Source organism: Pseudomonas sp. 39004 (genome assembly GCF_028682155.1).
GTDB classification, from domain to species: Bacteria; Pseudomonadota; Gammaproteobacteria; order Pseudomonadales; family Pseudomonadaceae; genus Aquipseudomonas; species Aquipseudomonas capeferrum.
The window spans coordinates 1-10,339 of the sequence record NZ_JANIAG010000189.1; the positions used below are offsets into that span (position 1 = coordinate 1).

11 protein-coding genes are annotated in these 10,339 nt (G+C 65.3%); 3 read left to right on the forward strand and 8 right to left on the reverse strand.

The annotated features are described in order from the left end of the window. From mdcE to mdcA, 5 genes are all read right to left on the reverse strand, one after another. A partial coding sequence (gene mdcE / locus NP534_RS23190) for a biotin-independent malonate decarboxylase subunit gamma (RefSeq protein ID WP_274100239.1) occupies nt 1–735 on the reverse strand: 735 nt, incomplete at its 3' end. Then, nucleotides 732–1,580, reverse strand: coding sequence for a biotin-independent malonate decarboxylase subunit beta (locus NP534_RS23195; RefSeq protein WP_274100240.1), 849 nt, complete (start codon nt 1,578–1,580; stop codon nt 732–734). The genes mdcE and NP534_RS23195, both read right to left, overlap by 4 nt. Then, a complete protein-coding gene (locus NP534_RS23200) occupies nt 1,577–1,873 on the reverse strand; it encodes a malonate decarboxylase subunit delta (RefSeq protein ID WP_033697564.1) in 297 nt (98 codons plus the stop codon). The genes NP534_RS23195 and NP534_RS23200 overlap by 4 nt, the downstream gene beginning before the upstream one ends. Before the next feature lies 1 nt (nt 1,874). Then, the gene (locus tag NP534_RS23205; protein ID WP_274100241.1) at nt 1,875–2,717 is read right to left on the reverse strand and encodes a triphosphoribosyl-dephospho-CoA synthase; all 843 of its coding nucleotides are present in this window, start codon (nt 2,715–2,717) and stop codon (nt 1,875–1,877) included. Continuing rightward, entirely contained in the window at nt 2,717–4,378 is a 1,662-nt protein-coding gene (mdcA, locus tag NP534_RS23210) for a malonate decarboxylase subunit alpha (RefSeq protein ID WP_274100242.1), read from the reverse strand. Before mdcA ends, NP534_RS23205 begins: the two co-directional genes overlap by 1 nt. A 275-nt stretch (nt 4,379–4,653) precedes the next feature. Between mdcA and NP534_RS23215 the strand changes: the two genes are divergently transcribed. Together NP534_RS23215 and NP534_RS23220 are read left to right on the forward strand one after the other, a co-directional pair. Continuing rightward, entirely contained in the window at nt 4,654–5,724 is a 1,071-nt protein-coding gene (locus NP534_RS23215) for an enoyl-CoA hydratase/isomerase family protein (protein ID WP_274100243.1), read from the forward strand. 16 nt (nt 5,725–5,740) lie between these two features. Then, nucleotides 5,741–6,892 carry an acyl-CoA dehydrogenase family protein gene (locus tag NP534_RS23220; RefSeq protein ID WP_186663615.1) on the forward strand — a complete coding sequence of 384 codons (1,152 nt, stop codon included), beginning with the start codon at nt 5,741–5,743 and terminating at the stop codon, nt 6,890–6,892. A gap of 45 nt (nt 6,893–6,937) precedes the next feature. Here NP534_RS23220 and NP534_RS23225 read toward each other — a convergent pair whose 3' ends face one another. Beyond that, nucleotides 6,938–7,870: a LysR family transcriptional regulator gene (locus NP534_RS23225; protein ID WP_186659223.1), complete on the reverse strand. Its 933-nt coding sequence runs from the start codon at nt 7,868–7,870 to the stop codon at nt 6,938–6,940. A 125-nt stretch (nt 7,871–7,995) separates the two neighbouring features. Here NP534_RS23225 and NP534_RS23230 point away from each other — a divergent pair, with 125 nt between their 5' ends. Beyond that, the gene (locus tag NP534_RS23230; protein ID WP_274100244.1) at nt 7,996–8,262 is read left to right on the forward strand and encodes a DUF2790 domain-containing protein; all 267 of its coding nucleotides are present in this window, start codon (nt 7,996–7,998) and stop codon (nt 8,260–8,262) included. Nucleotide 8,263: 1 nt separating this feature from the next. On the opposite strand, the gene NP534_RS23235 is transcribed toward NP534_RS23230, so the two are convergent. Both NP534_RS23235 and NP534_RS23240 read right to left on the reverse strand, forming a co-directional pair. Next, nucleotides 8,264–8,959, reverse strand: a complete 696-nt coding sequence (locus tag NP534_RS23235; protein WP_274100245.1) for a tRNA (adenine(22)-N(1))-methyltransferase — start codon at nt 8,957–8,959, stop codon at nt 8,264–8,266. Nucleotides 8,960–9,060: 101 nt separating this feature from the next. Next, nucleotides 9,061–10,107, reverse strand: a complete 1,047-nt coding sequence (locus NP534_RS23240; protein WP_274100246.1) for a class I SAM-dependent methyltransferase — start codon at nt 10,105–10,107, stop codon at nt 9,061–9,063. Nucleotides 10,108–10,339: the final 232 nt, after the last annotated feature.

Below are 10,339 nucleotides of genomic sequence, written 5' to 3' on the forward strand. Positions count from 1 at the left end.
GTTCTCGCCCGTCAGCCGCGATGACAGGTCGGTCGAGCTGCCGATATCGCGCACAGCGTCGGCCAGGCACGTACGCACCCGAGCCAGGTCGTCGGCGCTTGGTGTCTCGGCGTTGTCCACGCCAAGGCGTCGCCACAGCAAACCCAGCGAGGCATAGCTGTCGAGGTCGTAAGCCATCGGCGGCACTTCAGCGGCCAGGGCTTCCAGCGCTTCGACGCTGCGCAGGGTAATGCGCGCGGCGGCGGCCTTGCCCATGGCATGCACCATCACCCCAGCGTCATCCAACGCGATCAGACGCTGGGCTTGATAACCATGCGCCAGAAAGGCACCCGACATCGCCTTGCCGACCAGCAAGCCAATCACCGGGTGCCCGGCCAGGCGCGCCTGGGCATACGCCTGCACCGCACCGGCCAGAGCCTGGTGAATGCCCAACGCTTCTTCGCGGCGGCCATAGGCCTGGCTCGGCACATCGATGACCGCGACAATCGCGCGCTTCTCGCCGTGGCGGTCGGCCTCGACCGCCTCGCTCACCGCCTTGGCCAACCCCCAGCCTTCCAGCAGGCCTACTTCACCCGCGCGGGCCCGGGGGAACGGGTTGTGCGCATCCGGCACCACAGCAATGAAGCGGGCCAGGCGGTTGTCCAGTTCGCCGTCGATCACCTGCAGCGACGCGGGGTAGCCAGGCAACGCTTGGCCGCCGGCCAGGCCCGGCAGCCAGTTCGAGGCACGGTTCATTTGGCTTCTCCTTGATAGAGGGCGCGCACGGCGGCGGCATCCAGTTGCGGGCAGTCATCGCCCAGGCGCGACAGCCGCTCGAGGAACCAGGCATTGCGGCTGGCCCGGTCTGTGGCTGGGGTGTCGAGCAGTTGCAGAAGCTGCTGGCGGATGGCATCCACATCGTCGGCGACGTAGCCATCCACCAGCCCGCTGGCATGGCGCTGCTCGCCACCGGTGAGGCTCCAGATGAACGGCCGGTCCTTGGCGTCGTATTCGCCGATGCCCGCTTCCTGCTCGATCACCTGCGGGCCATTGAGGCCCAGGCGCGCCTCGCGGGTGACCAGCAAGTGGCTGCACAGCCCGGCAGCGATGGACATGCCGCCGAAGCAGCCGACCGTACCTGCGATCAGGCCGATCACCGGCTGGTAGCTGCGCAACGCGACGATCGCGGCCTGGATCTCGGCAATCGCCGCCAGCCCAAGGTTGGCTTCCTGCAAGCGCACGCCACCGGTTTCCAGCAGCAACACGGCGCTGGTCGGGGTACCGTTGCGGTTGTCTTCGATGGCCAGCTCCAGCGCACCGGCGATCTTGGCTCCGCCCACCTCGCCCATGCTGCCGCCCTGGAAGCCCCCTTCGATAGCGGCGAGCACGGTATGGCGGCCGTTCAGGCGGCCCTTGGCGATGACCACGCCATCATCGGCCTGGGGCACGATGCCCTGGCGTGGCAGCCAGGGCGACATGAGCCGGTCGAACGGGCCCAGCAGTTCGCGGAAGCTACCCGGGTCGAGTACGGCGCGGGCCCGCTGGCGCGCGCCCAGTTCGACAAAGCTGCGGCTTTGCAGCAAGCGTTCGATGTCCGTCATGGGGCGATCTCCTCGAAGCCTTGCTCCAGCCGCAGGCGCACCACGCCAGGGGTGGCGCCGAAGTCATGGATGTCGATGTTCACAGCGGGCCACTGGCGGCCTTCGAACAGGCGCTGGAACAGTTGCGCCCAGCGGGCGCCGCTGCCGTTGACCGAGGTTACGACCTGAATCTGCAGGCTGCCGGCGGTGCCGGGCTCGATCAGCACCTCCAGGTCGCCGGAGCTGACGCAGCCCACTACGGTGCGGCCACGGCCAGGTTCGGCGGCGGCGAATTGAAAGGTCAGGGTTTCCATGTCACAGGCTCCCGGCGTTGTCGAGGAACAGGCAGGCGGCCAGCAGATCGGCGGCGCCGCCCGGTGAGGCATTCAGGTGCAGCAACTGCTGGTCCAGCCGGCGCAGTTGCCGGCGCCCGGCCAGGGTGGCACTGCCACCCGCCTCCAGCACGGCACGGGCGCCCTGCTGGACCGTGGCCAGCCCTTGCGGCCCGGCACGCCAAAGCACACAGGTGTCGGCCAGGGCCGCCATGATCGCGAGCAAGGCATCGAGCCGTGCCTGGTTTTCACGGGCGCCGGCAGCGCGGCTGCGGTGCAGTTGCGGCAGGCCGTGAGTGATCACAGCAGGGAACCCCAACTGCGCCTGCTCACGGGCACCGCCGCTGCCATAGCGGCGCTGTATCTGCACACCATGGCTGTCTTCAGGGGTTGCGCCTGGGTCGTCGATCAGTGCAATGCGCCCGGCGCGGGCGGCCAATGCAGCGGGGCCGGCCTGGGCATCCAGCGCACTGGCGGCCACCAGCAGGCCCAAGGCCCAGATCGCGCCGCGGTGGGTGTTCACCCCGCCCGTGGTCGCCAGCATCGCCGCTTCGCCCTCACGGCCAATACGGCCCAGGGCTGCGCGCAAGGGCACGTCGATCTCGCCAATGGCCTCGGCCGCTTCGGCCATCTGCCGCAGGCACGGCCACAGGGCCAACGCCGAGGCATGCATCAATGCCAGCGTCATGTCCGTGTGGGCACCGTTGCTGCGACGGTCTACCAGGCCCGGTTTGGGCGACAGATCGGCTTCGTCGATCAGCGCATCGACTGCCAGGTCGGCCAGGCGGTCGGCCAGGGGCAAGGTGTGCAGGTTGAGTGCTTTCATCACCAGCTCCTGAACCGTGCGGGCGGGTTGTACAGGCCGCCAGACCAGTCGACCAGGTCGGCAATACTGCGCGCGGCCAGCAGCTCGCGGCTGGCGTCGGTGCGGCGGATGCCGAGGTCTTCGGGCAATGCCACCAGGCCTTGCTGGCGCAGGCGTTGGGTGTCTTTGGGGTCGTGCCGCAGGCCAATGGCGGTGACGCCGGCTACGGCAGCGATCATCTGCCGGCGCTCTTCGAGGGTGCGCGCCTTGTACAGGTAGGCGATGCCTTCTTCGGTGAGCAGGTGCGTGACGTCATCGCCGTAGATCATCACAGGGGCCAGGGGCATGCCGGCTTTTTTCGCCACTTCGACTGCATCGAGGGTTTCGACGAAGGTGGGCTTGCCGCCCTCCTGATAGGTTTCGACCATCTGCACCACCAGCTTGCGGCCGCGCTCGAGCATTGTCTCGGGCACGGTCATGTCGAGCCAGGCCGGGGTTGCGTGGCGGCGGCCACGGGGGTCATGGCCCATGTTCGGCGCACCGCCAAAGCCGGCCAGGCGGCCGCGGGTTACAGTCGAGGAATGGCCATCGCCATCCACCTGCAAGGTGGCCCCGATGAACAGGTCGACGGCGTACTGCCCGGCCAGCTGGCACATCATGCGGTTGGAGCGCAGCGAGCCATCGCGGCCGGTGAAGAACACATCGGGGCGCTGGGCGATGTAGTCCTCCATGCCCAGTTCGGTGCCGAAGCAATGTACGCTTTCGACCCAGCCGGTCTCGATGGCGGGTATCAGGGTGGGGTGAGGGTTGAGTGTCCAGTTGCGGCAGATCTTGCCTTTCAGGCCCAGGGATTGGCCGTAGGTTGGCAAGATCAGTTCGATGGCTGCGGTGTTGAAGCCGATCCCGTGGTTCAGCGACTGCACCTGGTGTTTTTCATAGATGCCACGGATCGCCATCATCGCCATCAGCACATGCACCGGCTTGATGTGGCGCGGGTCGCGGGTAAACAGCGGCTCGATGTAGAACGGCTGGTCGGCGACCACCACGAAGTCGACCCAGGACGCAGGGATATCGACGCGCGGCAGGTCATCGACCCGATCCACCAGTTGGTTGACCTGGGCGATGACGATGCCATCGCTGAACGCGCAAGGCTCCACCAGGGCCGGGGTGTCTTCGGTGCTGGGGCCGGTATAGAGGTTGCCATCACGGTCGGCCATGAAGCCTGCGACCAGTGTCACGTTGGGGATAAGGTCGACCAGCAGCCGCGAGTAAAGCTCGATGTAGGTGTGGATGGCGCCGACTTCGAGCAGGCCGTCTTCCAGCAACTGCCCGATGCGCAGGCTTTGTGGCCCGGCGAACGAGAAGTCGAGCTTGCGGGCGATGCCACGCTCGAACAGGTCCAGGTGCTCGGCACGGCTGACGCTGGGCATGATCATGTGCAGGTCGTGCAGGCGCGCTGGGTCCACCTTGGCCAGTGAGCGCGAGAGGAAATCGGCCTGCTTCTGGTTGTTGCCTTCCAGTACCACCCGGTCTCCGGGGGCGAGCAACAGTTCCAGGGCCTCGACGATACGGTCGGTGGGCAGCACCACGCCGTCGGCGAGGTGGCGGGCCCGGTCGAGGCGGCGCTGCTTCTCGGCGCGCCGCCGCGACCATTGCGGCGGTGGATTCTTCGTTGTTGTCATGGTGACTCCACGGGTTCGCTGTCGTGGGGTCACCTTAGGGCGGTGCGGGCCTGGGCATCAATCAAGCTGGATGGGCGATCGTTACGCTAAGGTTAATAATTGAGGGCCTATCCACGCCCACCAGACCCTTTACAGACTGCTAGAGTGACAAAAATGCAGGACACCCCTGCAGATTTGCCGATTGTGCACGGCAAATTCGCATGACAGGATCCAGCTATCCTCCAGCGAACTCCAAACTTCACTTGGAAAATCAATAACAAAGCAGGGAGAACGCGATGACCGCGCATGCTCACACTTCGGCAACGGATCATGTCTTGGCCGAGGTTCGTAACCAGATTGGCCACCTGACCCTGAACCGCCCCGCCGGCCTCAATGCCCTCACCCTGGACATGGTCCGCAGCCTGCGCCAGCACTTGGACCAGTGGGCAGAAGACCCGCAGGTACGCGCCGTGGTGCTACGCGGCGAAGGGCCTAAAGGGTTCTGCGCCGGTGGCGATATCCGCTCGCTGCACGACAGCTACAAAAACGGCGACAACCTGCACGAAGACTTTTTCGTCGAGGAATACGCGCTCGACCTTTGCATCCATCACTACCGCAAACCGGTGCTGGTACTGATGGACGGTTTCACCCTCGGGGGCGGCATGGGCCTGGCTCAGGGGTGTGACCTGCGTGTGGTCACCGAGCGCAGCCGGCTGGGCATGCCAGAGGTCGGCATCGGCTATTTCCCGGACGTTGGCGGCAGCTATTTCCTCCCGCGCATCCCGGGTGAACTGGGCATTTACCTGGGTGTTACCGGCAGCCAGATCCAGGCAGCCGATGCCCTCTATTGCGGGCTGGCCGACTGGTACCTGAGCAGCGACGCCCTCAGCGCCCTCGACCAGGGCCTGGACAAGCTGGCCTTCGGTGACCACCCGCTCAAGGACCTGCAAAGCCTGCTGGCCAAACTCGGCACCCAGGTACTGGACGACGCGCCACTGCAGAAGCTGCGCCCGGTCATCGACCACTTCTTCGCCCTCCCCGACCTGCCGGCGATCATCGAACAACTGCGCGCCGTGAGCATCGGCGACAGCCACCAGTGGGCCCTGGCCACCGCCGACCAGCTGGAAAGCCGCTCGCCACTGGCCATGGCGGTTACCCTGGAGATGCTGCGCCGCGGCCGCCACCTGGCGCTTGAAGCGTGCTTTGCCATGGAACTGCACCTGGACCGCCAGTGGTTCCAGTACGGCGATATCGTCGAGGGCGTGCGCGCCCTGATCATCGACAAGGACAAACAGCCGCGCTGGAACCCGCCGACCCTGGCCGGGCTCGAGCGCCGGCGGGTCGACCAATTCTTCGAAGGCCTGTGAGCCCGGGAGTACACAGATGCAAGACCTGGAACTGAGCGAAGAACAGATCATGATCCGCGACATGGCCCGGGATTTTTCCCGTGGCGAAATCGCGCCCCATGCCCAGGCCTGGGAAAAGGCCGGCTGGATCGATGATGGCGTGGTGCGCAAGATGGGCGAGTTGGGGCTGCTTGGCATGGTAGTGCCGGACACCTTTGGCGGCAGCTACACCGATTACGTTGCCTACGCCCTGGCCGTGGAAGAGATCGCCGCCGGTTGCGGCGCCACCGGGGCGATGATGAGCATTCACAACTCGGTGGGTTGCGGCCCGCTGCTGGCCTATGGCACTGCCGAGCAACAGCAGGCCTGGTTACCGCGCCTGGCCACTGGCGAGGTGATTGGCTGCTTCTGCCTGACCGAGCCGCAGGCGGGGTCCGAGGCCCACAACCTGCGCACGCGTGCCGAGCTGGTGAATGGCGAATGGGTGATCAACGGCGCCAAGCAGTTTGTCAGCAATGCCCGCCGCGCGGGCCTGGCGATTGTCTTCGCCGTGACCGACCCGGCGCTAGGCAAGAAGGGCCTGTCGGCCTTTCTGGTGCCCACGGACAACCCAGGTTTCAAGGTTGAGCGCAGCGAGCACAAGATGGGCATCCGCGCCTCCGACACCTGCGCGGTGACCCTGGACGACTGCCGCATCCCTGCCGCCAATATCCTCGGCGAGCGTGGCAAGGGGCTGGCCATCGCCCTGTCCAACCTCGAAGGGGGGCGGATCGGCATTGCCGCGCAAGCGTTGGGCATCGCCCGCGCCGCGTTCGAAGCGGCGCTAGCCTACTCGCGTGATCGGGTGCAGTTCGGCAAGCCGATCAACGAGCACCAGAGCATCGCCAACCTGCTGGCCGACATGCAGGTCCAGGTCAATGCCGCGCGCCTGCTGATCTTGCATGCGGCCCGCTTGCGCAGTGCCGGCAAGCCGTGCCTGTCGGAGGCTTCACAGGCCAAGCTGTTCGCCTCGGAAATGGCCGAGCGGGTGTGCTCCATGGCCATCCAGGTGCATGGCGGTTATGGTTACCTGGAGGACTACCCGGTAGAGCGCCATTATCGGGATGCACGTATCACGCAGATCTACGAGGGTTCGAGCGAGATCCAGCGGATGCTGATTGCGCGGGAGCTCAAGCATTATTCACTGTAACAGCCGGCTAGCGCGGCCGCTGATGGGGCGGCCGCGCAACCTGGCTCAGCGCCAGTAGCGCGCGTCATCCACTACCCGCGCATGCCCTTCGAACAGCGCGGGCAGTTGCTCCTTGAGGTAGTCGATCCAGGTACGCACCTTGGCATCCAGGTAGTGGCGCGACGGATAGATCGCATACAGCGCACTCTCACGCAGGCGATACGGCGCCAACAACCGGCGCAAACGCCCCTGCTCGATCGCCTGGCTGGCGGTGTAGAACGGCAGCAGCCCGATGCCCATGCCCAGCTCGCTGGCCAACAGCATCGCATCGGCCACGTTGGTGAGGAAGCTGTCGCGCGGTGCGATCACACAGTGATCGACACCTTGAGGGAACACCCAGTCGCCTTCGTACATCGGGTACGCCATGCGCAGGCAGCGATGCCCATGCAGGTCTTCCGGCCGCTCGGGCACGCCAAAGGTCTCCAGGTAACTGGGCGCCGCGCAGGGGATGCTGAAAATGTTGCCCAGCGGCACGGCGATCAGCTGCGAGTCCGGCAAGGCCTCGTCCACGGTGATCACCACGTCATGCCCTTCGGCCAAGGGGTCAGGGTTGCGCTGAGACAAGGTCAACTCGACCACCACCTCCGGGCACAGCGCATTGTAGCCCGCCACCAGCGGCATCAGCAGCAGGCCCAGGCCATGCGGGCAATGCAGGCGCAAACGCCCACGGGGGGTAAGGTGCGCACCGCGCGCCTCGCCGACGGCTTCTTCGGTCAGCAGCATGATTTGCCGCGCGCGCTCCAGAAACCGTTCGCCCGCCTCGCTCATGCGCAAACGGCGCGTGGTGCGGTGCAGCAGGCGGGTCTGTAGCTGGTTCTCTAGCTCGGCAACGATGCGCGAGACCTGCGCCGCAGAAATGTCCAGGGCATTGGCGGCTGCGGCGAAGCTGCCGCATTCGACCACACGGGTGAAAGTACGCATGGCATGCAGCATGTCCATGGGGGGTGGGCTCCTTGATCGGTCTTATTCTTACGTTCCAGGCAGGAATCTATCACGGCTTAGCCCATTTATTGTGGATCACCAATGAATACATCATTGGTAAAACATTGAAAAAGGAGCCTGCCATGAAACGTTCGATCACCGTCCTTGCCTTTGCCGCTACTCTCGCCTCATTCGGCGCCTTTGCCGACGCCGGCACACAGCAGCCGTCCGCCAGCACGGGCAACTACGAATACGGCATGCCGCTGGATGTCGCCAAAGTCATCTCCATCACCCCGGCCAGCAACGCTGCCGACTGCCAGGTCGGCACCGCGCACATGGTGTATGTCGACCACCAGGGCCGTACCCGCGAGATCAACTACCGGGAAATGGGCAACTGCTCGCAGCAGTGAGTCAGGCCAGTACCTGGGTGATCCAGCTGATCTGCCGGGCGAAATCGCGGCGCTTTTCCTCGGGTATCGCATCCCGAGCGCGTTCGAAGTTGGCCAACGTCTGCTGCTTCTGGCGCAGCATGCGCTGCCATTTGGTCACGAACGCCGGAGCTTTTTCACACATCAGCAGCGGGCCGAAGTAAAGCTCTTCGGCGGTGTAAGCCACTGCCTCACAAGGTTCGGCGACGATGATTTCGTAGTCGAAGCGGTTTTCGCGCAATAACTCTTCACTGACGATCCGATAGCTGTTTTGCATCAGCCACCCGCGCAGTTCGCACTCATCACCGTTGGGTTGCAGGATCAGGCGCTCGCTGCCGCTCAAGCGATGCTTGCCGCGCTCTAGAATCTCGCACATGGTTTTACCGCCCATGCCGCAGAGGCTGACGGCCGAGATCCGGTCGGCCATTTCGATCGCGTCCAGCCCATCGGCCAGGCGAATGGTGATATGCGCCTCCAGGCCGTTGCGGCGCACGTTGCGCTGGGCCGAGGCAAAGGGCGTGTGCGCCACTTCACCGGCCACGCCTGCTTCGATGGCGCCACGCAGCATCAATGCTACCGGCAGATAACCATGGTCCGAGCCGATATCGGCCAGGCGCGCGCCTTGCGGCACATGCGCCGCCACGCGCTCCAGGCGCATGGAGAGTGTCTGTTCGTTCAACGTAAGCCCCTTGCTCGAAAACCGGGCGCGATTCTGACGACCACGGCGCGGCATTACAATGCGCAAAAGCCGAATGGCGCAGGTGACGGCAAAGGCGGCGGCTATTTGCGCGCCTCCAGTATCAGGTTGAACGGTGTTTGTGTGGCGCGCCGGAACCGTGTGAACCCCGCCTCCTGGAACACCGCGCGTAACCGCGCCTCCCCGGCCTGGGCACCCAGCCCCAGCCCCACTTCCTGAGACAACGAGTTGGGCGTGCAGATAAACGTCGACGCCGCATAGAACAAGCGCCCGACCGGTGTCAGGTTGCCCTCCAGCGAGTCCTCGGCATAGGGTTCCACCAGCATCACCGTGCCGTCCGCCTTCAAGGCATCGTAGGCGTGCCGCGCAGCGCCCACCGGGTCACCCATGTCGTGCAGGCAATCGAAGAAACACACCAGGTCATGGTCGTGACCTGGGTAGTTTTTCGCCGTGGCCTGCTGAAAACTCACCCGTGCGGCTAAATTTGCCTCGTCAGCCCGCTGGTTGGCGGTGGTGATGGAGGGCGCGTGATAGTCGTAACCGACAAAGGTCGATGCCGGAAACGCCTGGGCCATGACCAACGTCGAGGCGCCATGGCCACAGCCCACATCGGCCACCTTGGCGCCCGCCTGCAGCTTGGCCACCACCCCCTCCAGCGCCGGCAGCCACTCGGCCACCAGGAACGTTCGGTAGCCCGGCCGGAAGAACCGTTCGGTGCCGCTGAACATGCACGGGTGATGGTCGCCCCAGGCCAGTGCGCCGTCGCCACGCATGGCCGCGACCAGCTTGTCCTTGTCGTGGAACAAGGCGGCCACCACCGCCGCGCCACCGGCCATGTAGGCCGGGGAGTCTTCGAGCGCCAAGGCCATCGCCTGTTCTTCGGGCAGTACGAAACTGCCCTTGTCGTGAACCATGTAGCCCGACGCCGCTTGGGCATTGAGCCATTCACGGACCAGCCGCGGGTGGCAGCCGGTCTTTGCCGCGAGCGCTTCGGGCGTGGTCGGCTGGCTGTCGGCCATCGCCCGGTACAACCCGAGTTCGTCACCCAGGATGACATTGGCTAGGGTCGCCGCAGCGCCCATGTCACCCACCAGCTTGCCCATGAATTCGTGAAGCCGTGCCTCGTCCATGACCTGCCCTCCTCTGCAAGAAGGCCACCGTCGACAGGGGAAGTCCGGGTCCGAGGGGGCGGTGGTCCGGGGAATGGTGTCGCGCACCGCGACATTCGCCGTGACGTGCTGTATGTAAGTGTAGAATTGTGCGCGTACTTGTGGGGGCCGGCTTACCGGCCCCACGCGGGGTTGTGGATGCCTGGAGATTGTATTCGGGGCCACCAAGTGCCTGGCTTGTCATTTTCAGCGC

Coding starts and splice junctions, on each gene's coding strand:
- NP534_RS23195 (WP_274100240.1), bottom strand. CDS start 1,580: ATGACGGACATCGAACGCTTGCTGCAAAGCCGCAGCTTTGTCGAACTG.
- NP534_RS23200 (WP_033697564.1), bottom strand. CDS start 1,873: ATGGAAACCCTGACCTTTCAATTCGCCGCCGCCGAACCTGGCCGTGGC.
- NP534_RS23205 (WP_274100241.1), bottom strand. CDS start 2,717: ATGAAAGCACTCAACCTGCACACCTTGCCCCTGGCCGACCGCCTGGCC.
- mdcA (WP_274100242.1), bottom strand. CDS start 4,378: ATGACAACAACGAAGAATCCACCGCCGCAATGGTCGCGGCGGCGCGCC.
- NP534_RS23215 (WP_274100243.1), top strand. CDS start 4,654: ATGACCGCGCATGCTCACACTTCGGCAACGGATCATGTCTTGGCCGAG.
- NP534_RS23220 (WP_186663615.1), top strand. CDS start 5,741: ATGCAAGACCTGGAACTGAGCGAAGAACAGATCATGATCCGCGACATG.
- NP534_RS23225 (WP_186659223.1), bottom strand. CDS start 7,870: ATGGACATGCTGCATGCCATGCGTACTTTCACCCGTGTGGTCGAATGC.
- NP534_RS23230 (WP_274100244.1), top strand. CDS start 7,996: ATGAAACGTTCGATCACCGTCCTTGCCTTTGCCGCTACTCTCGCCTCA.
- NP534_RS23240 (WP_274100246.1), bottom strand. CDS start 10,107: ATGGACGAGGCACGGCTTCACGAATTCATGGGCAAGCTGGTGGGTGAC.